At 73.5% G+C, this 20,395-nt stretch carries 21 protein-coding genes and 1 tRNA gene; 11 read left to right on the top strand and 11 right to left on the bottom strand.

The window, feature by feature from the left end:
* Nucleotides 1-11 precede the first annotated feature (11 nt).
* Together J7462_RS25980 and J7462_RS25975 are read right to left on the bottom strand one after the other, a co-directional pair.
* Nucleotides 12-425 (bottom strand): PDGLE domain-containing protein, encoded by a 414-nt coding sequence (locus J7462_RS25980; protein WP_208567418.1) that lies wholly within the window; start codon nucleotides 423-425, stop codon nucleotides 12-14.
* Nucleotides 422-1,141, bottom strand: coding sequence for an energy-coupling factor ABC transporter permease (locus J7462_RS25975; protein ID WP_219467734.1), 720 nt, complete (start codon nucleotides 1,139-1,141; stop codon nucleotides 422-424). The genes J7462_RS25980 and J7462_RS25975 overlap by 4 nt, the downstream gene beginning before the upstream one ends.
* Before the next feature lie 303 nt (nucleotides 1,142-1,444).
* Here J7462_RS25975 and bcp point away from each other — a divergent pair, with 303 nt between their 5' ends.
* From bcp to J7462_RS25955, 4 genes are all read left to right on the top strand, one after another.
* Nucleotides 1,445-1,921 carry a thioredoxin-dependent thiol peroxidase gene (gene bcp / locus J7462_RS25970; protein WP_219467731.1) on the top strand — a complete coding sequence of 159 codons (477 nt, stop codon included), beginning with the start codon at nucleotides 1,445-1,447 and terminating at the stop codon, nucleotides 1,919-1,921.
* 31 nt (nucleotides 1,922-1,952) lie between these two features.
* The gene (locus tag J7462_RS25965; RefSeq protein ID WP_219467729.1) at nucleotides 1,953-2,855 is read left to right on the top strand and encodes a helix-turn-helix domain-containing protein; all 903 of its coding nucleotides are present in this window, start codon (nucleotides 1,953-1,955) and stop codon (nucleotides 2,853-2,855) included.
* Between the two features lie 5 nt (nucleotides 2,856-2,860).
* Nucleotides 2,861-2,946, top strand: a tRNA-Leu gene (locus J7462_RS25960).
* Between the two features lie 65 nt (nucleotides 2,947-3,011).
* Complete coding sequence (locus J7462_RS25955) at nucleotides 3,012-3,539, top strand: GNAT family N-acetyltransferase (protein ID WP_219467728.1); 528 nt, start codon at nucleotides 3,012-3,014, stop codon at nucleotides 3,537-3,539.
* Between the two features lie 153 nt (nucleotides 3,540-3,692).
* Here J7462_RS25955 and J7462_RS25950 read toward each other — a convergent pair whose 3' ends face one another.
* From J7462_RS25950 to J7462_RS25940, 3 genes are all read right to left on the bottom strand, one after another.
* Nucleotides 3,693-4,772 (bottom strand): expansin EXLX1 family cellulose-binding protein, encoded by a 1,080-nt coding sequence (locus tag J7462_RS25950; protein WP_308291035.1) that lies wholly within the window; start codon nucleotides 4,770-4,772, stop codon nucleotides 3,693-3,695.
* A 63-nt stretch (nucleotides 4,773-4,835) separates the two neighbouring features.
* Complete coding sequence (locus J7462_RS25945; protein ID WP_219467725.1) at nucleotides 4,836-5,153, bottom strand: hypothetical protein; 318 nt, start codon at nucleotides 5,151-5,153, stop codon at nucleotides 4,836-4,838.
* A gap of 169 nt (nucleotides 5,154-5,322) precedes the next feature.
* Nucleotides 5,323-6,156: an O-methyltransferase gene (locus J7462_RS25940; protein WP_219467722.1), complete on the bottom strand. Its 834-nt coding sequence runs from the start codon at nucleotides 6,154-6,156 to the stop codon at nucleotides 5,323-5,325.
* Between the two features lie 222 nt (nucleotides 6,157-6,378).
* Here J7462_RS25940 and J7462_RS25935 point away from each other — a divergent pair, with 222 nt between their 5' ends.
* The 7 genes from J7462_RS25935 to hutH all read left to right on the top strand — a co-directional run bounded on the left by J7462_RS25935 (nucleotide 6,379) and on the right by hutH (nucleotide 15,407).
* Complete coding sequence (locus tag J7462_RS25935; RefSeq protein WP_219470722.1) at nucleotides 6,379-7,323, top strand: LCP family protein; 945 nt, start codon at nucleotides 6,379-6,381, stop codon at nucleotides 7,321-7,323.
* A 135-nt stretch (nucleotides 7,324-7,458) separates the two neighbouring features.
* Complete coding sequence (locus J7462_RS25930) at nucleotides 7,459-8,310, top strand: MurR/RpiR family transcriptional regulator (RefSeq protein ID WP_208567425.1); 852 nt, start codon at nucleotides 7,459-7,461, stop codon at nucleotides 8,308-8,310.
* A 12-nt stretch (nucleotides 8,311-8,322) separates the two neighbouring features.
* Nucleotides 8,323-9,975, top strand: a complete 1,653-nt coding sequence (hutU, locus tag J7462_RS25925) for a urocanate hydratase (RefSeq protein ID WP_219467720.1) — start codon at nucleotides 8,323-8,325, stop codon at nucleotides 9,973-9,975.
* 55 nt (nucleotides 9,976-10,030) lie between these two features.
* A complete protein-coding gene (locus J7462_RS25920; RefSeq protein ID WP_219467717.1) occupies nucleotides 10,031-11,260 on the top strand; it encodes an allantoate amidohydrolase in 1,230 nt (409 codons plus the stop codon).
* Entirely contained in the window at nucleotides 11,257-12,612 is a 1,356-nt protein-coding gene (locus tag J7462_RS25915) for a formimidoylglutamate deiminase (RefSeq protein WP_219470720.1), read from the top strand. Before J7462_RS25920 ends, J7462_RS25915 begins: the two co-directional genes overlap by 4 nt.
* Before the next feature lie 75 nt (nucleotides 12,613-12,687).
* Nucleotides 12,688-13,881: an imidazolonepropionase gene (hutI, locus tag J7462_RS25910; protein WP_219467713.1), complete on the top strand. Its 1,194-nt coding sequence runs from the start codon at nucleotides 12,688-12,690 to the stop codon at nucleotides 13,879-13,881.
* Nucleotides 13,869-15,407: a histidine ammonia-lyase gene (gene hutH / locus J7462_RS25905; protein WP_219467710.1), complete on the top strand. Its 1,539-nt coding sequence runs from the start codon at nucleotides 13,869-13,871 to the stop codon at nucleotides 15,405-15,407. Before hutI ends, hutH begins: the two co-directional genes overlap by 13 nt.
* A gap of 747 nt (nucleotides 15,408-16,154) precedes the next feature.
* On the opposite strand, the gene rdgB is transcribed toward hutH, so the two are convergent.
* The 6 genes from rdgB to J7462_RS25875 all read right to left on the bottom strand — a co-directional run bounded on the left by rdgB (nucleotide 16,155) and on the right by J7462_RS25875 (nucleotide 20,381).
* A complete protein-coding gene (gene rdgB / locus J7462_RS25900; protein WP_208567430.1) occupies nucleotides 16,155-16,769 on the bottom strand; it encodes an RdgB/HAM1 family non-canonical purine NTP pyrophosphatase in 615 nt (204 codons plus the stop codon).
* Nucleotides 16,766-17,494, bottom strand: a complete 729-nt coding sequence (rph, locus tag J7462_RS25895; protein WP_204927210.1) for a ribonuclease PH — start codon at nucleotides 17,492-17,494, stop codon at nucleotides 16,766-16,768. Before rph ends, rdgB begins: the two co-directional genes overlap by 4 nt.
* Nucleotides 17,495-17,547: 53 nt before the next feature.
* Entirely contained in the window at nucleotides 17,548-18,294 is a 747-nt protein-coding gene (locus tag J7462_RS25890) for an MBL fold metallo-hydrolase (protein ID WP_208567431.1), read from the bottom strand.
* Between the two features lie 194 nt (nucleotides 18,295-18,488).
* Nucleotides 18,489-19,454, bottom strand: a complete 966-nt coding sequence (locus tag J7462_RS25885; protein WP_208567432.1) for a PLP-dependent cysteine synthase family protein — start codon at nucleotides 19,452-19,454, stop codon at nucleotides 18,489-18,491.
* 11 nt (nucleotides 19,455-19,465) lie between these two features.
* Nucleotides 19,466-19,831 (bottom strand): MoaD/ThiS family protein, encoded by a 366-nt coding sequence (locus J7462_RS25880; RefSeq protein WP_219467707.1) that lies wholly within the window; start codon nucleotides 19,829-19,831, stop codon nucleotides 19,466-19,468.
* 61 nt (nucleotides 19,832-19,892) lie between these two features.
* Nucleotides 19,893-20,381 carry a Mov34/MPN/PAD-1 family protein gene (locus J7462_RS25875; protein ID WP_219467705.1) on the bottom strand — a complete coding sequence of 163 codons (489 nt, stop codon included), beginning with the start codon at nucleotides 20,379-20,381 and terminating at the stop codon, nucleotides 19,893-19,895.
* Nucleotides 20,382-20,395 lie beyond the last annotated feature (14 nt).

Raw genomic sequence — 20,395 nt, 5'->3', positions numbered from 1 at the left:
GTACCGCCCGGTCAGCCGGCGGTGCCGGCGGGCTGCCGGTCGTCACGCGCGCCGCCGTCGGTGCCGGCCGGCTGACCGTCACCGCCGGCCGGGCGGCGACCACGCAGCAGCCAGAACAGGCCACCACCGACGGCGAAGGTGAGCAGCACCCCGACCACCCCGGACAGGCCCGTGGAGAGGAAGCCGTTGTCCACGCCCCGGATGCCGTAGTCGGCCAGCGGGCTGTCGGCCAGCTCATGGTCCTTCGCCTGCCGGGCCGGGCAGGAACCGCCGGTGATCTCGTCGTCGGCGTTCACCGTGCAGCCCTTGAGCAGCGACGAGTCCAGACCGTCGGGGTGCGACGAGGCATAGTTGCTGACCACCCCGGCCAACACCAGGGCGACCAGCAGGCCGACCGCCACGAAACCCCAGGAACGCTTCCTCACCGGGCACCTCCGACAGCCGGGACAGGGGCCGGCACGGTCGCCGGCTTCAGCGCGCGCAACGCGTACACCAGATCGGGTCGGACCTTGGCCACGGTGGCGACCGTGGTCGCGGTGATCAGCCCCTCGCCGATGCCGATCAGCAGGTGGACCCCGGCCATCGTGCCGGCCAGGCCGGTCAGGTTGCCGCCCAGGTCGGTGGTGCCGCCGAGCCAGTACTGCACGACGAACCCCTGGGAGGCGACGACCACGCTGACCAACGCCGAGACGAAGGCGGTCACCGCCAGGCCGGTGGGGGTGCGGGGCAGCACCCGCAGCAGGCCGGCGATCAGCAGGTACGCCGCCGCGGTGCCGAGCAGCGCCATGTTGGTGATGTTCAGGCCGAGCATCGCGACGCCGCCGTCGCCGAAGACCAGGGCCTGCACGATCAGCACCACCGACACGCAGAGCGCGCCGACCCAGGGGCCGACCAGCAGGGCGGCGAGCGCGCCGCCGAGCAGGTGACCGGAGACCCCGGCCGTGAAGATCGGGAAGTTGAGCATCTGCACGGCGAAGATGAACGCGGCGACCAGGCCGGCCATCGGCGCGAGCCGGTCGTCCAGGTCACGTCGGCCGCGCAGCACGCAGAAGGTCAGGGCGGCCAGCGCGACGGCCGCGAAGACGCCCGCGACGGGACCGTTGATGATCCCGTTCGAGATGTGCATCGCCAGGGTTTCCACATGACCTCCAGTCGGCCGGCGTGCCCAGCCTATTTCCCGCTGGCTGTTGTTGCCAAGATGCGGCAACAAGGCACTGCGTCGTTCACCACCGGGCCATCGCCCGGCCGCCCGGGCCCCGCCCACGCGGGTGGAACACCGGACCATGCGGGTCGTCCCGAAGAACCGGCTTCCGCACGCCCGCCGGGTGCACCGGCCGGCCCGGAGCACCAGCCGGCCCGAACGGCCCAGGGGACCGCCACCACGTCCCGGGCGCCCCGGCGGGGATCAGCCGGCACGTCACCCCCCGACGGTAGGGTCGTCGCCATGACCGCGCCCGACCGGCTCGCCCCCGGCGACCCCGCCCCCGACTTCACCCTCCCCACCGACACCGGGGAGACGCTCGCCCTGGCCGCGCTGCGCGGTCGCCGGGTCATCCTGTACGCCTACCCGGCCGCGATGACCCCCGGCTGCACCAAACAGGCCTGTGACTTCCGTGACTCGCTCGCCTCGCTCCAGGCCGCCGGTTACGAGGTGGTCGGCATCTCCCCCGACCAGCCCGCCAAGCTGGCGAAGTTCCGCGAGCGCGACGCCATCACCTTCCCGCTGGTCGCCGACGTCGACAAGGCGGTGCTCACCGCGTACGGCGCCTTCGGCGAGAAGCAGTCCTACGGCCGTACGGTGACCGGGGTGATCCGGTCCACCTTCGTCATCGACCCGGACGGAAAGATCGAGCACGCGTTCTACAACGTCAAGGCGACCGGCCACGTCGCCAAGCTGCGCCGCGACCTCGGCCTCGACTGAACGCGTCACACCTCGTCGCTACTGTGCGCGCATGACCCGATACAGGTACACGCCGGAGATGCTCGCCCAGGCGGCGGCGCAGTCCCGCAGCATCGCCGACGTCCTGCGCGTTCTCGGGGTCCGGTTCAGCGGTGGTTCACACGCGCACATCAGTCGTCAGCTCAAGCGGCTGGGCATCGACACCTCGCACTTCACCCGCCGTCCGGGCGGGGGTGGCCGACCGTCCGGGCGGCGTACCCCGTCGGTCCAGGTGTTGCGGCCACTGCCGGCGGGTTCCCGACGGGTGCCGGGCGCCCGCCTGAAGGCTGCGCTGCGTGACATCGGCGTTCCCGACGAGTGCGAGGGGTGCGGCACCAACCCCGTCTGGCAGGGGCGGCCGCTGACCCTGCACGTCGACCACCTCAGCGGCGACTTCCTCGACAACCGGCCGCCGAACCTACGGCTGCTCTGCCCGAACTGTCACAGCCAGACCCCGACCTACGCCGGGCGTCACCGGTCCGGCGGCGGAGCCCGCCAGTCCGGTGCGGTGCCCGACGTCGCCGTCCCGCCGCCGGCCGCGTACCGTCCACCAGCGCCGGCACCTGTCGACGCGGAGCGGGTCGCGGAGGTGATCCGACAGGTCGAGGCGGGTGTCATCGGGCCGAGCGAGGCGGCCCGGCGGATCGGCTGCCACCGCAACCACGTCACCCGGCTCCGCCACCGGCTCGCCACCACCGGCACCGCCGCCGCCCCGCTCCGACCGCGCAGCGGCTCGCCGCACCAGGAAACCGTCCTCCGGTACGCACTGGCCCGTCCCGATCTGGGACCACGGAAACTCGCCGCGTTCATCCGCGAGGCGACCGGCGACACCTACGTCGTCAGTCACGGGACGGTATCGAACATCCTGCGCCGGGCCGGGCTCTCCACCGTTTCCGCGCGACGCTCTAAACTCTGACGCGAGCGGGAGTGGCGGAATGGCAGACGCGGTAGGTTTAGGTCCTATTGTCCGAAAGGACGTGGGGGTTCAAGTCCCCCCTCCCGCACCACACGACCCTGTCGGGAGGGTCACGATCGCGGGCGCACGACGCGTCGGCGCAGCAGGATCGACAGGGTGAGCCTGCGTTTCGTCCTCGACCCCGATCTCACCCCCGCCCTGCGCGAGCAGATCGTCGACCTGTGGGTCGAGGTCACCAACGCCGGCGGTGCGGTCGGCTTCGTCGCCCCGGTCACCACCGCCGACGTACGCCCCGTCGCCGAGGCGACCTTCGCCGCCGTCACCGACGGTCCGGACCGGATGCTGGTCGGCTACGAGAGTGACCGACCGGTCGCGGTGTTGTTCCTCGCCGACAACCGGTTCGGCTTGAAGGCGCACTGGGGCATCCTCAAGCGGGTGATGGTGCACCCGGCCACCCAGGGGCGCGGCCACGGGCAGGCCCTGATGCGGGAGGCCGCCCGGCGCGCGCCCGAGCTGGGTTGGCGGGCGCTGCACGTGACGGTGCGCGGCGGGCTGGGCCTGGAGAGGTTCTACGACCGGCTCGGTTACCGCGAGGTGGGCCGGCTGCCGGGCGCGCTGCGGGTGGCAGCCGACGACGACCGGGACGAGATCCTCATGTGGCGGGACCTGGACACCCCGGACTGACCGTCCGACGGACCGCGCTCGACCGCCGCCGGGTCGACCCGGCGGCGTCCGGCCGGCCCCGCTCCCGACGGACGGGCCGCTCCGGCGACCGGGCGACGCGCGGCTGGTCCCGCCGAGCCGAGGCGGGCAGCGGCGGTGGAGGACCGGCGGGAGTCAGCCCCGGGACGTGCAGTCGACCGGCCGGCCCGCGCCCGGCTCCGCCTTCGACACGGCGAGCGCGGGCGGGTCGCTGACCTGCGGTGCACCTGGTGAACTGGCGGAGGCGACCGCCGACGGGCTGGCGGTGGCCCGGGTCGGGCTGGCGGCGGGGCTCGGGGAGGACGGCCGGCTGGTCGGGTTCTTCCGCGCGGCGGGGGCGCTGCCGCCGTACATCTTCACGGTGCTGCGCTGGACCCGGCCGGGGGACATGGTGACGCCGCTGGCGGTGACGCGGTGGCCGTACACGTCGGTGACCCGGACGGCGTACGGGCCGGGACCGGCACCCGAGTCGATCTGCCAGTAGTTGTAGTCCTGCCGGGCGGCGGTACGCCAGGCGCCGGAGCCCTGGCGTACCTCGACGGCGCGCAGCGGGTTGCCGTGCTCGGCGACCAGCACCGCGAACCAGTACTGCGACGCGCCCTCCTTGATCCGGAAGGTCAGCGGGCCGGACAGTGGCGGGTCGACGGCCGCGCGGTAGCTGACGTTGACGATGCCCTGCACCGGGTCGGCGATCCGGGCGAACGCCTCGCGGGAGAGGTCGACGTGCCCGGGGGCGCACTCCGGGCACTGGTCCATGATCAGGACCCGGACGGTGCCCCGCGGGCCGGTGACGTCGAGGTACCCGCCGCAGGCCGCGCCGGAGCTGTACTCGGTGGGGCCGAGGGCCACGTACATCCGGTCGGCCGGGGCGGACGGGTAGGAGCAGTTCCCGCCGGCCCCCTTCGAGTCGTAGAAGGTGGCTTTCCCCTTGTGGACCGTACTACCGGTGGGTGGGGCCGCCAGTGCCAGCCGCCCGGCGGCCACCGGCCCGGCACCGGCCAGCGCGACCGGCGGGGCGGCGCAGGCGGGGGCGGCTCCGGAGCGCAGCGCGAGGCTCAGCCCGAGCACGGTGGCGAGCGCGGCGACGCCACCGGCGGCCAGCCAGCGGCGGCGTCCGCCACCCTGGGCGCGGCGACGCCCCGGCCCGGGACGCGCGGCGGGGGCGCGACCGCCCGGCCCGGGGTCGGGTTGCTGGGACACGCTGCCATCGGTCACGCCGACCGATGCTGCCGCAGGCGACGACCCGGGGACAAGCGGGCTAAGCGAAAGCTAAGCCGGTCAGCCGATCCGGTTACGGTGGAGGCCCGACGCGATCACGGTGAGCGACTGCAGCGGTTCGGCGGTCTCCGGCCGGGTACGCAGCAGGTCCTCCAGGCGGACCCGCCAGCGGCCGGCTTCGACGGCGGCGGCCTCGGGCGTGGTCCGGGCCCATGGCAGCAGCCGCCGCCGGGTGTCCTGGAGGGAGCCGGCGTGGTCGGGGCCGAGCAGTTCACCGAGTTCGGCGCGCAGCCAGTCGAAGAGTTCGTCGTCGGGGACGCTCGCGACGATCAGGCGGGCCATGTCCCAGGCCACGCGGGGGTGGTGGAGAACCTGCATGCCGACTCCTCCGTCGATGGTGGCGATTCGGCAATCATCGATCCGGCACCGTACCGGGGGCAACACCCCGGCCGGCGGAGTACGGCTCGGCCGTCCGGCACCGGTCGGGCACGGCGGCCCGCCCCACCCGGGTCCACGCCGGTCGCCCCGGCTCCGCGGGGCGGGCCGCTCACCAGGCGACACCGATGCCGTCGCCGGGGTACCAGTGGTCGAGCGGGGTCTCGCGGTAGGCGAGGAACCGGCGGCCGGTGCGTGCGGCGTGTTCGGCGAGCACCCCGGTGGTGGTGACGTTGTCGGTGAGCAGGATCGCGCCGGGGGCCAGCTTCGGCTCGACGGCGTCGAACTCGCGGCGTTCGTGGTCGTGGCTGTGGTCGCTGTCGTGCAGGAACAGGTCGACCGGCCGCTCCAGGGCGGCGATCGCGGTGACCGAGTCGCCGACCACCAGGTCGATCACGTCGGCCCAGGGTGCGCTGCGGGCCAGGTAGCCGGCCTCCGGGTTGACGTCCAGCGAGGTGAGCCGGCCGGGGTGCCCCTCGGCGGCGTTGCGCAGCAGGGCGGCGGCGAGGACGCAGCTACCCAACCCCTTGTCGGTGCCGGTCTCGACGACGTGGGTGGGCCGGGTGGCCCGGACGATCGCGTACCAGCCGATCCGGCGCGCGTAGCGGACCCGGCGGTCGGCCAGGCCGCGTCGGGCGGACCGGGCGGTGGCCTGTTCGATGTGCCGGCGCAGCGTCGCGTCGCCGGTGATCTCGGCGAGGTGGCCCCGGACCCGGGCCACCGGGACGTCGCAGACCACGCTGACGAACCAGGTCAGGTGCTCCCGGCTGAGCCGGGTCAGTTCGTAGGTGTAGTTGTGGTGCTCCCGGGAGGTGGCCAGCCAGCGGGCCGAGGTGCGCAGCACCTTCGCGTCGTACCTGGCGACCCTGGCGAGCCGCCCGGGGAAGGCGGCCACCGGTGCCAGCGGGGTGCGGGCGATGGCCCGGCGCAGTCTCGTCGCATCCACGGCGCGGTTTCTACCAGCCGCAGGTGACGGGCGGCTGAACGTCCAGCGTACGGCGGCTTTTCGGGCCTCGGGCCGTCGGGCGAACGTGGGCTGCCGTACTGGGTGGCGGCTCAGTAACATGCGGCCGTGCCAGCAGGTGAGAACGTTTCGGAACCCGCTCCGACCCGGTCCGACGACGCCCCGGGGTCGCCGCCGAAGCGCCGACGGGGCTGGCGGATCGCACTGATCGTGCTGCTGGCCCTGGCCCTGCTGGGGGCGGGTGGCGTCGGCGCGGGCGCGCTCTATCTGCGCTCGGTCGACAAGGACGTCGAGCGGGTGGACGCCTTCACCGGGGTGCCGACGCAGAACCGACCGCCGGTGGTGGCCCGGGACGCCATGAACATCATGGTCCTGGGCAGCGACTCCCGGGACCCGGAACGGACCGAGGGGTCCCGCACCGACACGATCATCCTGGCCCACCTGCCGAAGGACCGGAAGAGCGCCCAGCTCGTCTCGATCCCCCGGGACACCTGGGTCCGCGTACCCCGGTCGGCGGACGGCCGACACGGCGGCCGGACCGCGAAGATCAACGCGGCGTACGCCTGGGGTGGGATTCCGCTGATGGTGCAGACCGTCGAGGAGTTCACCCGGGTGCACGTCGACCACGTGGCGGTGGTCGACTTCGCCGGCTTCCAGGAGATCATCGACGCGCTGGGCGGGGTCGACATCACCGTCGACCACCGGTTCACCTCGATCCACCCGCCGCTGCGCACCTTCCCCGCCGGGCGGCAGACGATGGACGGGGCGACAGCGCTGGACTACTCCCGGCAGCGCAAGCAGTTCCCGGACGGCGACTTCGCCCGGATCCGGCACCAGCAGCAGGTGATCCGGGCGATCCTCGACAAGGCGGCCACCGGCGGCATCCTGACCAGTCCGGGGAAGCTCAACGACTTCGTCCGGGCCGCCTCGTCGTCGGTCTCCGTCGACCGGGAGATGTCGCTGCTGGACCTGGCGACCGAGCTGCGCGGCCTGCGCGGCGGCAACCTCACCTTCGTCACCAGCCCGTCGCGGGGCACCGGCCGGGTGGGCACCGAGAGCGTGGTCTTCGCCGACGAGCAGAAGTCCGAGGCGTTCTACGACGCGGTCCGCCGGGACGCCACCGCCGAGATCGTCCGCGCCGCCCGCTGAGGCGGACGGCGACCACCGGCCCCGACGGCAGGCACCCGCGTCCCGGCGGCCCGGACGACGATCGCCTGTCCGGGCGGCGTCGGGCGGGGGCGGGCGGTGGTTGCTCCTGAAATATTTCATGCATAGAGTCGCGGCATGAATGACGGAGCCGTCGCCGCGCCGCCGGACCGGCTGCTCGACCTGTTCCACGGGGTCCGGCTCACCCCCACCCAACGGCGCATCGCGCACTGCCTCGTGCAGCACGCCGCCACCGTGGCCTACCTGTCGGCGGCCGAGGTGGCGGAGCTTGCCGGGGTCAGCCAGCCGTCGGTGACCCGGTTCGCCGTGGCGCTGGGCCACGACGGCTACCCGGCGCTGCGCCGCCGGCTGCGCGAGCTGACCGCCGCCGGGCCCGACGGTCGCCCCGACGACGGCAACGAACTGCAACTCGCGGTACGCGCCGAGATGGCCAACCTGGACCGGCTGGCCGGCGAGCTGGCCGACCGGGACAGGATCGCCACCGCCGGTCGGCTGCTCGCGGCGAGCCGCCCCCTGCCGGTGCTCGGCCTACGGGCCGCCGCGCCGCTGGCCGCCTACTTCGCGTACTTCGCCGCCAAGGTGCTGCCCGACGTCCGGGTCCTCGACGACGGAGGCAGCCTGCTCACCGACCGGCTCGAACAGGCCGCCTCGGCCGGGGCTGACGCGCTGCTCGCCTTCGTGCTGCCCCGCTACCCCCGGGAGACCCTCGACGCGCTGCGCGCCGCCCGCGACGCCGGCCTCACCGTCGTCGCGATCACCGACTCCCCGGTCAGCCCCGCCACCGAGTACGCCGAGCTGGTGCTCCCCGCCGCCGTCGGCACCGACCTCGTCTTCGACCTGCACACCGCCCCGATGACCCTGGCCATGGTGGTGCTCCAGGCGATCTGTGACGCCGCCCCGATCCAGACCCAGCGCCGCCTGGAGGCGTTCGAGTCGTCCGCCGCCCGTCGTCAGTTGTTCCTCGGCTGAGAGGAGTACGCCATGCACCAGCCCGTCCGTGCCGCCCGTGGCACCACCCGTACCGCGCAGGGGTGGCCGCAGGAGGCCGCCCTGCGGATGCTGATGAACAACCTCGACCCGGAGGTGGCCGAACGCCCCGACGACCTGGTGGTCTACGGCGGCACCGGGAAGGCGGCCCGGGACTGGCCGTCGTACCACGCGCTGGTGCGCACCCTCACCGGGCTGCGCGACGACGAGACGATGCTGGTGCAGTCGGGCCGCCCGGTCGGGGTCATGCGGACCCACGAGTGGGCCCCCCGGGTGCTGCTGGCCAACTCCAACCTGGTCGGCGACTGGGCCACCTGGCCCGAATTCCGCCGGCTGGAATCCCTCGGCCTGACCATGTACGGGCAGATGACCGCCGGTTCGTGGATCTACATCGGCACCCAGGGCATCCTCCAGGGCACCTACGAGACGTTCGCCGCCGTCGCCGCGAAGTGCTTCGGCGGCAGCCTCGCCGGGACGCTGACCCTCACCGCCGGCTGCGGCGGGATGGGCGGGGCGCAACCCCTCGCGGTCACCATGAACGACGGCGTCTGCCTGATCGTGGACGTGGACCGCACCCGGCTCGACCGGCGGGTGCACGACCGCTACCTCGACGAGGTGGCCGACTCGCTCGACGACGCCGTCGCCCGGGTGCTGGCCGCGAAGCGGGACCGGCGGGCGTTGAGCGTCGGTGTGGTCGGCAACGCCGCCACCGTCTTCCCCGAGCTGCTGCGCCGGGGCGTGGCCGTCGACGTGGTCACCGACCAGACCAGCGCGCACGACCCGCTGTCGTACCTGCCGGAGGGGGTGGAGTTGGCCGACGCGCGGGACTACGCGGCGGCCAAGCCGGCCGAGTTCACCGACCGGGCGCGGGCGTCGATGGCGAAGCACGTCGAGGCGATGGTCGGTTTCCTCGACGCGGGCGCGGAGGTCTTCGACTACGGCAACTCGATCCGGGGCGAGGCGCAGTTGGGAGGGTACGCGCGGGCGTTCGACTTCCCCGGCTTCGTGCCGGCGTACATCCGGCCGCTGTTCTGCGAGGGTAAGGGGCCGTTCCGCTGGGCGGCGCTCTCCGGTGACCCGGCCGACATCGCCGCCACCGACCGGGCCGTGCTCGACCTGTTCCCGGAGAACGAGTCGCTGGCCCGGTGGATGCGGATGGCCGCCGACCGGGTCGCCTTCCAGGGACTGCCGGCCCGGATCTGCTGGCTGGGCTACGGCGAGCGGGACGTCGCCGGGGTGCGGTTCAACGACATGGTCGCCTCCGGTGAGCTGTCCGCACCGGTCGTGATCGGCCGGGACCACCTGGACTGCGGCAGCGTCGCCAGCCCCTACCGGGAGACCGAGGCGATGGCCGACGGGTCCGACGCGATCGCCGACTGGCCGCTGCTCAACGCGCTGGTCAACACCGCCAGCGGGGCGTCCTGGGTGTCCATCCACCACGGCGGCGGAGTGGGCATCGGCCGATCCATCCACGCCGGTCAGGTCTGCGTCGCCGACGGCACCGCGCTGGCCGGGCAGAAGATCGAACGGGTGCTCAGCAACGACCCGGCGATGGGCGTCATCCGACACGTCGACGCCGGCTACGACACCGCCCGCGACGTCGCCGAGCGCGACAACGTCCGCATTCCCATGGCCGAGCACCGATGAGCGCGAGGAGCGCAGCGCAGCGGAGCCCCGCAGTCGCGAACGAAGGGGAAACCGCGTGAGCGGCCTTGCCGGGCGGTTCCGGGAGTTGTGGGACGAGATCGCGCCGGTCGGCCGGGACGCCGACAGCGGCGGCTATCTGCGGTACGCGCTGACCCCGCCGGAGCTGCGGCTGCGGGAGTGGTTCCGGGAGCAGGCCGACCTGCGGGGCATGCCGGTCAGCGGGGACGGCAACGGCAACCTGTTCGCCTGGTGGGGCGACCCGCCCACCGACGGGCCGAACACCGACGGGCCGAACACCGGTGGGGCGGTGCTGACCGGCAGCCACTTCGACTCGGTGCCGCACGGCGGGGCGTACGACGGGCCGCTCGGCATCGTCAGCGCGTTCCTCGCCGTGGACGAGCTACGGGCCGCAGGCGTCACCCCGGTCCGGCCGGTGGTGGTGGCCGCGTTCGTCGAGGAGGAGGGGGCCCGGTTCGGCGTACCGTGCCTGGGGTCGAGGCTGCTCACCGGCGAAATCGACGCCGACCGCGCGGCCGGGCTGCGCGACGCGGCCGGGGTGAGCTTCGCCGAGGCGCTGGGCCACCGGCCGGCGGGGGCCGACCCGGCGCTGCTCGGCCGGTTCGCCGCGTTCGTGGAACTGCACGTCGAGCAGGGGCGGGCGCTTGTCGACGCCGACGCGCCGGTCGCGGTGGCGAGCGCCATCTGGCCGCACGGCCGGTGGCGCTTCGAGCTGCGCGGCGAGGGCAACCACGCCGGTACGACCCGGATGGCCGACCGCCGCGACCCGATGCTCACCTTCGCGTTCACCGTGCTCGCGGCGAACAAGGAGGCCCGGCTGCGCGGCGCGCACGCCACCGTGGGCCGGATTTCGGTGGAACCCAACGCCACCAACGCGATCGCGTCGACGGTGACCGGCTGGCTGGACGCGCGCGCGGCCGAACCGGACACCCTGCACGACCTGGTCGAAGCGGTCCGGGCCAAGGCCGCCGAGCGGGCCCGCCGCGACGGCACCGAGCTGACCGTGACCCGGGAGTCGGCCACCCCGCTGGTCACCTTCGACGGCGGGCTGGCCGACCGGCTGGCGGGGCTGCTGGCCGCGCCGGTGCTGCCCACCGGGGCCGGCCACGACGCCGGGGTGCTCGCCGCGCACCTGCCCACCGCGATGCTGTTCGTGCGCAACCCGACCGGGGTGTCGCACTCCCCCGCCGAGTCGGCCACCGACGACGACTGTGCGGCCGGGGTGGTCGCGCTGGCCCGGGTGCTGGAGGAGCTGGCATGCCACTGACCCGTTGGCTGGCCGAGCAGGCGTGGCTGCCCGATCATGCCGCACCGACCCCGGACGTACTGATCGAGGCCGAGGACGGCCGGTTCACCGCCGTCACGCCGCTGGCCCGGGGCACGTCGCCGCAGACCGGGGTCGAGGTGCTCGCCGAGGCGGTACGGCTGCCCGGGCTCACCCTGCCCGGCCTGGCCAACGCCCACTCGCACGCCTTCCACCGGGCGTTGCGCGGGCGTACCCACGGCGGGCGGGGTGACTTCTGGAGCTGGCGGGAGCAGATGTACGCCGTCGCCGGCCGGCTCGATCCCGACTCCTACCTGGCGCTGGCCCGGGCCGCGTACGCGGAGATGGCGCTGGCCGGGGTGACCTGCGTCGGCGAGTTCCACTACCTGCACCACGGCCCCGACAGCCGGCCGTACGACGACCCGAACGCGATGGGTGCGGCGCTTGTCGAGGCGGCGGCGCAGGCCGGTATCCGGATCACCCTGCTGGACGCCTGTTACCTGACCGCCTCGGTGGCCGGGGAGCCGTTGGTCGGGGTGCAGCGGCGCTTCGGTGACGGGGACGCGCTGCGCTGGGCGGAACGGGTCGACGGGTTCCGGCCAGCCGGGGCGCACGCGCTGCGCGGGGCGGCGATCCACTCGGTACGCGCGGTGCCGGCGGACCAGCTCGCCAGCGTCGCCGGGTGGGCGTACCGGCAGGGTGCCCCGCTGCACGTGCACCTGTCGGAGCAGCCCGCCGAGAACGACGCCTGCCGGACGGCACACGGGCGTACCCCGACCGGGCTGCTCGCCGACCGCGGGGTGCTCGGTCCGGACGTCACCGCCGTGCACGCCACCCACCCGACCGGTGCCGACCTGGCCCTGCTGGCCGAGCACCGGACCGGGGTGTGTCTGTGCCCCACCACGGAACGGGACCTGGCCGACGGGATCGGGCCGGCCCGGCTGATGGCCGACGCCGGCATCCCGCTGAGCCTGGGCAGCGACAGTCACGCCGTGGTCGACCTGTTCGAGGAGGCCCGCGCGGTGGAGCTGGACGAGCGGCTGCGTACCCGGCGACGCGGGCACTTCACCGCCGCCGCGCTGCGCGACGCGGCCACCGTCACCGGGCACGCCGCGCTGGGCTGGGCCGACGCCGGCCGGATCGCCGTCGGGGAACGCGCCGACCTGGTGACCGTACGGCTGGACAGCCCGCGTACCGCCGGGGTGCCGCCGGTGGGGGTGTTCTTCGCGGCCACCGCCGCCGACGTCGACCAGGTGGTGGTCGACGGGCGGCAGGTGGTGCGCGACGGCCGGCACCTGACCGTGGACGTGCCGGCTGAGCTGCGCGCGGCGATCGCGGCGGTGACCGGTGACTAGCCGGGTCCCGGCCGGGTCCGGGCAGCGGCCGGCGACTCGCGGCGGGGGCGGCCGGTCCGGGACGGGAGGGGCGGCGTGAGCAGCCTGCTGGTCGACAACATCGGCGAGTTGGTCACCAACGTGCCGGCGGCCGGCGGGGACGGGCCGTTGGGTCTGCGGCGGGGGGTCGCCCTGCTGGTGGAGGCGGGTCGGGTCGTCTGGATCGGCCCGGCCCGCTATGCGCCGGCCGCCGACCGGCGGATCGACGCCGAGGGGGGCGCGGTGCTGCCCGGGTTCGTGGACAGCCATGCGCACCTGGTGTTCGCCGGGGACCGGGCGGCGGAGTTCGCGGCCCGGATGGCCGGTGAGCCGTACACCGGAGGGGGTATCCGGACCACGGTCGGTGCGACCCGGGCGGCCTCCGACGACGACCTGCGGGACACCGTGCACCGGCTGCGCGACGAGGCGATGCGGCAGGGCACCACCACCATGGAGATCAAGAGTGGGTACGGCCTGACCGTCGCCGACGAGGCCCGCTCGCTGCGGATCGCCGCCGAGGTGGCCGCCGAGACCACCTTCCTCGGCGCGCACGTCGTCCCCGCCGAGTACGCGGGCCGCCCCGACGACTACGTGGGGCTGGTGTGCGGGCCGATGCTCACCGCCGCCGCGCCGTACGCCCGCTGGGTGGACGTGTTCTGTGAACGGGGCGCCTTCGACGCCGACCACACCCGGGCGATCCTCACCGTCGGGCAGGCCGCCGGGCTGGGGCTGCGGTTGCACGCCAACCAGCTCGGCCCGGGGCCGGGGGTACGGCTGGGGGTGGAGCTGGGGGCGGCCAGCGTCGACCACTGCACCCACCTGTCCGACGCCGACGTCGACGCGCTGGCCGGCTCGGCCACCACCACCGATCCGACCGTGGCGACCCTGCTGCCGGGGGCGGAGTTCTCCACCAGGTCGCCGTACCCGGATGCCAGGCGGCTGCTCGACGCGGGGGTGACCGTGGCGCTGGCCACGGACTGCAACCCCGGGTCGTCGTACACCTCGTCGATGCCGTTCTGCGTCGCGCTGGCCGTCCGCGAGATGCGGATGACCCCGGCGGAGGCGGTCTGGGCCGCGACGGCGGGCGGCGCGCAGGCGTTGCGCCGCACCGACGTCGGGGTGCTGCGCCCCGGCGTACGGGCCGACCTGATGATCCTCGACGCCCCGTCCCACCTGCACCTGGCCTACCGGCCGGGTGTCCCACTGGTCCGCCAGGTCCTGCACAACGGAGTACCGCAATGTCGACTGTGACCGTCCAGCCCACCGGGATCACCCCCGCCGACGTGCTCGCCGTGGCCCGCGGCGACGCCCGGGTCGTCCTCGCTCCGGCCGCCGTCGAGGCGATGGTCGACAGTCGGTCCATCGTGGACGGCATCGAGGCCGCCGGCCGCCCGGTGTACGGCGTCTCCACCGGTTTCGGGGCCCTGGCCAACACCTTCGTCGCCCCGCAGCGCCGGGCCGAGTTGCAGCACGCGCTGATCCGTTCGCATGCGGCCGGGGTGGGTGCGCCGATGCCCCGCGAGGTGGTTCGGGCGATGATGCTGCTGCGGGTCCGCTCGTTGGCACTGGGCCGCTCCGGGGTCCGTCCGCTGCTCGCGCAGGGGCTGGTCGACCTGCTCAACGCCGACGTCACCCCGTGGGTGCCGGAGCACGGCTCGCTCGGTGCCTCCGGTGACCTGGCACCGCTGGCGCACTGCGCGCTGGTGCTGCTCGGCGAGGGGTGGGTGCTGGGACCGACCGGCGAACGGGTCGACGCCGCCGACGCGCTGCGCGCCGCCGGGCTGACCCCGGTCGCGTTGGCCGCCAAGGAGGGGCTGGCGCTGATCAACGGCACCGACGGGATGCTCGGGATGCTGCTGCTGGCCGTCGCGGACGCCCGGCACCTGTTCGCCATGGCCGACGTGACCGCCGCGCTGGCCATCGAGGCGATGCTCGGCTCGGAGCGCCCCTTCCTGCCCGAGCTGCACGCCATCCGGCCGCACCCGGGGCAGGCCGCCTCGGCGGCGAACATTCACCGGCTGCTCCAGGATTCCCGGGTGATGGACTCGCACCGTGACGACCTGGCGCACGCCGTGCAGGACGCGTACTCGATGCGGTGTGCTCCGCAGGTGGCCGGCGCGGCCCGGGACACCCTGGACTTCGTCGCGACGGTGGCCGGCCGGGAGCTGGTCTCGGTGGTGGACAACCCGGTGGTGTTGCCGGACGGCCGGGTCGAGTCGACAGGCAACTTCCACGGCGCTCCGCTCGGTTTCGCCGCCGACTACCTGGCCATCGCCGCCGCCGAGGTGGGGGCGATCGCGGAACGCCGGGTGGACCGGCTGCTCGACGTGACCCGCAACCGGGACCTGCCGGCGTTCCTGTCCCCCGACGCGGGGGTGAACTCCGGGCTGATGATCGCCCAGTACACGGCCGCCGGGATCGTCGCGGAGAACCGCCGGCTGGCCGCGCCCGCTTCGGTCGACTCGCTGCCCACCAGTGGCATGCAGGAGGACCACGTCTCGATGGGCTGGGCGGCGACCAAGAAGCTGCGCACCGTGCTGGACAACCTGACCAGCCTGCTCGCCGTGGAGCTGCTGGCGGCGGTACGGGGCCTGCAACTGCGCGCACCGCTGGAGCCGTCACCGGCCGGCCGGGCCGCCGTGGCCGCACTCGGGGGTGCGGCCGGCGAGCCCGGTCCCGATGTCTTCCTCGCCCCGGTGATGGAAGCGGCCCGCGCCGTGCTCGCCGGCCCCGACCTGCGTAGCGCCATCGAGCGGGAGATCGGCCCCCTGGGCTGACCGCCCGCCGCCCCGGCTTTCCCGGACCTCCCCACCCCACTCCGTCCTGGCAGGACCCGCTGCCCACGGCGGAGTCGTTCGCCCCCGGCGGAATCGGCCGCCCCCGGCGGAATCGGTCGGGGCCTGGGCACTCACCCCGGCAGGTTCACCGCCGTCGTGGGCCGGCCTCCGCCATCACACTCCACCGCGCCCCCTCAGCTGGACCACAATCGCCGCACCCCCGGAAACCATCCCATCTGCCACCACAATCCGTGATGTTTCTTCTTCCCCACTACCGTTACCGAGAGTGGCGAAGCTCGTCACCCTCACCTATCCCCACTCGCATCCTTTGCTCTGCTGCCATAGAGGCGACACCGCTCTCACCAGCAGAAACCGGAACCCGGTCGGAAAAGCTCCCGATAGAGGCAGTGACTCTCGGCATGCGTCGCTTCAAAGGCAGCAGAGCAAAGGATGCGGATGCCATTGGGTCTTGCCGGCCAGGCGGTCACTCTTGGTGAACAGGAGGGCTTGGCGTAGTGGGGCGGGACGGGACGAAGAGGAGCGTGTTTCGTCGGCCGGGCCCGCAGCGGAGGGGCGACGGGCATGCGGCACCGCAGACGGAAGAGCGCGCCACGGAACCGCGCCGGCCACTCCCCGGGCAGTGGCGACGCCTGGATGCCTACGGGATGCCGAGCCCGTCACGAGCCGAGCAGCGGAATGAGCCACCCCCGCCCGGAGAGGGCCACCCGAGGAGCAGGAACGGGGGGGTCAGGTGGCGGGCAGCACCTTGGCGGCCAGCTTCGCCAACTCGCGCAACGCCTTGCCCCGGTGGCTGATCGCGTCCTTCTCCTGCGGGGTCAGCTCCGCGTTGGTGCGGTCCTGGCCGTCGCCGAGGAAGATCGGGTCGTACCCGAAACCGCCGTCGCCGCGCGGGGCGCGCAGCAGCCGGCCAGACTGGCGGCCGTCGACCAGGTGTTCCTTGCCGCCCGGCAGCACCAGCGCCACGGTGCACACGAAGGCCGCCCCCCGGTGCTCGTCAGGCAGGTCGGCGATCTGGTCCAGCACCAGTTGCAGGTTGGCCCGGTCGTCGCCGTGCCGCCCCGCCCAGCGGGCGCTGAAGACCCCCGGCATGCCGTTGAGCGCGTCCACCGCGATGCCGGAGTCGTCGGCGATGGTGGGCAGACCCGTACGCCGGCAGCCCTCCCGAGCCTTGATCAGGGCGTTCTCACCGAAGGTGAGGCCGGTCTCCGGCAGCTCGGGATACTCCTCGACGTCGTCGAGGCCGAGCAGGGCGATCCGGTGCGCGCCGAGCGCGCCGTCCAGGATGCGCTGCAACTCCACCAGCTTTTTGCGGTTCCGGGTGGCGAGCAGGACCTTGTTCATGATGCGAGCGCCTTCCGCTGGGCCTCGGCCAGTTCCAGACAACCCAACGACGCGACGTCCAACAACGCGTCGAGCTGCGCCCGGGAGAAGACACCGTCCTCGCCCGTGCCCTGCACCTCGACGAAGTCCCCCTCGCCGGTGCAGACGACGTTCATGTCCACCTCGGCGGCCACGTCCTCCACATAGCAGAGGTCGAGCAGCGGCTCGCCCGCGACGATCCCGACGCTGACCGCGGCCACCGAGCGGTGCATCACCTTCTCCGGCTTGCCGGCCAACGACTTACGGCCGGCAAGCCAGCTCACCGCGTCATAGAGGGCCACGTACGCGCCGGTGATCGAGGCGGTACGGGTGCCGCCGTCGGCCTGGAGCACGTCGCAGTCGAGCACGATCGAGTTCTCGCCGAGCGCCTTGAGGTCGACGCAGGCGCGCAGGCTGCGGCCGATCAGCCGGGAGATCTCGTGGGTCCGCCCACCGATCTTGCCACGGACGCTCTCCCGGTCCGAGCGGGTGTTGGTGGCCCGGGGCAGCATCGCGTACTCGGCGGTGACCCAGCCGAGCCCGGAGCCCTTGCGCCAGCGGGGCACACCCTCGGTGACGCTTGCGGTGCAGAGCACCCGGGTACCGCCGAACTCGACGAGCACCGAGCCCTCCGGGTGGGTGCTCCAGCCCCGGGTCAACGTCACCGGTCGGAGTTGGTCGGGTCGCCGCCCGTCAGGTCGTGCCATCCCTGCACCCTATGCGGTCGCATGATCGGCGCATGCCCGGGTGCCCGGTGTGCTCAGATGTCGTAGGTGGCGCCGGCCCGGACCACTTCCATCGGCCCCGTGAAGGCCCCGGCGGCCGAGGCGATGGTGTGCGACTCGCTGCCCCAGGCCACCACCAGATGGGTCAGCAGCAGTCGGCCCACCCCGGCCTTGGTAGCCGTTTCGCCGGCCTCCCGGCCGGTGAGGTGCAGGTCCGGTGGATTGTCCACCCCGTCGAGGTAGCTGGCTTCGCAGAGGAAGACGTCGGCATCCTGGGCGAGCCGCAGCAGCGCGTCGCAGGGGGCGGTGTCCGATGAGTAGCAGAGCACCCGGCCCTCGTGCTCCAACCGCACCCCGTAGGTCTCGACGGGATGGTTCACCCGGTCGACGGTGACGGTGAACGGGCCGATCGGGAAGGTGCCCGGCTGGAGCCCGTAGAACTGGTAGACGTCCTCGACGCCGCTGTCGTCCTGGCCGTAGGCGGTGGCGAGCCGGTCCGGGGCCCCCGGCGGCGCGTAGACCGGCAGCGGCGGGTACGGCCCGTCCGGGGCGTACCGCCGGACCACCACGTATGACGCGGCGTCGAGAATGTGGTCGCAATGCAGGTGGGTCAGGAGGATGGCGTCCGGGGCGTGCAGCCCGGCGTACCGCTGGAGGGTGGACAGCGAGCCCGGCCCGAAGTCGACCAGCAGGCGGAAACCCTGCGCCTCGACAAGGTAGGCGGAGCAGGGGGACTCAGGGCCGGGGAAGCTCCCCGCGCAGCCCAGAACGGTCAGCCGCATCGGGTGGCCCCACGATTACTAGGCGTAGTCGACACGCCGGGGTCAGCACCGCTGATGATCTCAACCGACGCGTACGCCACGCTGGGCAGCCTACGCGCAGCGACGGCAGGGCAAGAATCATCTACTGGAAGTTGTCACCAACGTGACACCCACAGGGCCGGCCGACGGTCCCGTCGACCGGCCCACCCGGTGGGTCAGGCCCAGAGCTGCCCCTCCAGGGCGCCCTCGGCGTCGGCGAGCGTGCCGCCGTACGCCCCGGTGGAGAGGTACTTCCAGCCACCGTCGCAGACCACGAAGGCGACGTCGGCCCGTCGGCCGTCCCGCGCCGCCTCGTGCGCCACGGCCAGGGCGGCGTGCAGGATCGCCCCGGTGGAGAAGCCGGCGAAGATCCCCTCCACCTCCACCAACTGCCGGGTGCGCAGCACCGCGTCCCGGGTGCCGACCGAGAAGCGGCGGTTGAGCACCGTCGCGTCGTACAACTCGGGGACGTAGCCCTCGTCGATGTTGCGCAGGCCGTAGACCAGTTCGCCGTAGCGCGGCTCGGCCGCCACCACCTGGATGCCCTCGACCTTCTCCCGCAGGAACCGCCCGGTGCCCATCAGGGTGCCGGTGGTGCCCAGGCCCGCCACGAAGTGCGTGATGGTGGGCAGGTCGTGCAGCAGCTCGGGCCCGGTGGTCTCGTAGTGCGCCCGGGCGTTGGCCTCGTTGCCGTACTGGTAGAGCATGACCCAGTCCGGATGGTCGGCCGAGATCTGCTTCGCGGTGGCGACGGCCTGGTTGGAACCACCCGCCGCCGGCGAAAAGATGATCTCCGCGCCGTACATCCGGAGCAGCTGGACCCGCTCGGTGGAGACGTTCTCCGGCATCACGCAGACCAGCCGGTAGCCGCGCAGCTTGGCCACCATGGCCAACGCGATACCGGTGTTGCCGCTGGTCGGCTCGAGGATGGTGTCCCCCGGGCGGAGCCGGCCGGCCTGCTCTGCCGCGCGGACCATGAACAGGGCCGCGCGGTCCTTGATGCTGCCGGTGGGGTTCCGGTCCTCCAGCTTGGCCCAGAGCCGCACCGGCGGTGCCCCGTCGGGCACCGTCGGCGAGAGCCGGGGCAACCCCACCAGGGGGGTGCCGCCGCAGGCGTCGAGCAGGCTGTCGTACCGCGCCATGACGCCCGCCCTCAGCGGGGGGCGACGGCCGCGCGCCGTGCCGCCACCGCCGCGGTGGCCGCACGGTGCTGGCTGATCGCCGCCGCAGCGGCGAAGCCGAACGCCCCACCGGCCACGGCCGGCAGCACGGTCACGCTGTCGCCGTCGTTGAGCTTGGCGTCCAGCGCGCCCAGGAACCGGACGTCCTCGTCGTTGACGTAGACGTTGACGAAACGGTGCAGCACGCCCGCGTCGGTGACCAGCCGGGCCTTCAGGCCGGCGTGCCGGGTGTCCAGGTCGGTGAGCAGGTCGCCCAGGGTGTCCCCGGCGCCCTCGACGACCTTCGCGCCGCCGGTGTAGCTGCGCAGGATGGTGGGGATGCGAACCTCGATGGCCATGACGTACTCCTTGGTCGGGTGTGCCTCGGTGCCGGACGGAAAGGGTGTGCGGAGCTGAAGGTCAGCTGCCGGAACACTCGTAGTCGACCGTCGCCGGGCTCTGCCCGAACATGTAGGACTGGACCGCGTGCGGGTCCACCCCGGCGTCCACGATCCGCACCGGCTCCTCGGTCACCACGCCGTCGACGATCCGGAAGGACCGGATCTCCTCGGTGTCCGACTCGCGGGTGGAGACCAGCAGGTAGTGCGCGCCCGGCTCACCGGCGAAGGCGACGTCCGTCCGGGACGGGTACGCCTCGGTCGCGGTGTGCGAGTGGTAGATGACGACCGGTTCCTCGTCGCGGTCGTCCATCTCCCGCCACACCCGCAGGTGCTCCATCGAGTCGAACTCGTAGAACGTCATCGAGCGGGCCGCGTTGTCCATCGGAATGTGCCGGGTAGGGGTGTCGCCGCCGACGGGTCCGGCGACGACCCCACACGCCTCGTCCGGGTGGTCCCGGCGCGCGTGGGCGACGATCGCCTCGACGATCGATCGGTCGATGCTCAGCACGACGACCAGCCTAG

Source organism: Micromonospora sp. RL09-050-HVF-A (genome assembly GCF_019374995.1).
GTDB classification, from domain to species: Bacteria; Actinomycetota; Actinomycetes; order Mycobacteriales; family Micromonosporaceae; genus Micromonospora; species Micromonospora antibiotica.
Note: the sequence above shows the minus strand (reverse complement) of the source record. Positions and strands in the feature narration are given on the sequence as shown.

Excerpts from the sequence above, each read along its gene's own strand:
- hutH (WP_219467710.1), top strand. The coding sequence starts at position 13,869 with ATGTCGACTGTGACCGTCCAGCCCACCGGGATCACCCCCGCCGACGTG.
- J7462_RS25930 (WP_208567425.1), top strand. The coding sequence starts at position 7,459 with ATGAATGACGGAGCCGTCGCCGCGCCGCCGGACCGGCTGCTCGACCTG.
- rdgB (WP_208567430.1), bottom strand. The coding sequence starts at position 16,769 with ATGAACAAGGTCCTGCTCGCCACCCGGAACCGCAAAAAGCTGGTGGAG.
- J7462_RS25885 (WP_208567432.1), bottom strand. The coding sequence starts at position 19,454 with ATGGCGCGGTACGACAGCCTGCTCGACGCCTGCGGCGGCACCCCCCTG.
- J7462_RS25890 (WP_208567431.1), bottom strand. The coding sequence starts at position 18,294 with ATGCGGCTGACCGTTCTGGGCTGCGCGGGGAGCTTCCCCGGCCCTGAG.
- bcp (WP_219467731.1), top strand. The coding sequence starts at position 1,445 with ATGACCGCGCCCGACCGGCTCGCCCCCGGCGACCCCGCCCCCGACTTC.
- J7462_RS25945 (WP_219467725.1), bottom strand. The coding sequence starts at position 5,153 with ATGCAGGTTCTCCACCACCCCCGCGTGGCCTGGGACATGGCCCGCCTG.
- J7462_RS25965 (WP_219467729.1), top strand. The coding sequence starts at position 1,953 with ATGACCCGATACAGGTACACGCCGGAGATGCTCGCCCAGGCGGCGGCG.
- rph (WP_204927210.1), bottom strand. The coding sequence starts at position 17,494 with ATGGCACGACCTGACGGGCGGCGACCCGACCAACTCCGACCGGTGACG.
- hutU (WP_219467720.1), top strand. The coding sequence starts at position 8,323 with ATGCACCAGCCCGTCCGTGCCGCCCGTGGCACCACCCGTACCGCGCAG.
- J7462_RS25880 (WP_219467707.1), bottom strand. The coding sequence starts at position 19,831 with ATGGCCATCGAGGTTCGCATCCCCACCATCCTGCGCAGCTACACCGGC.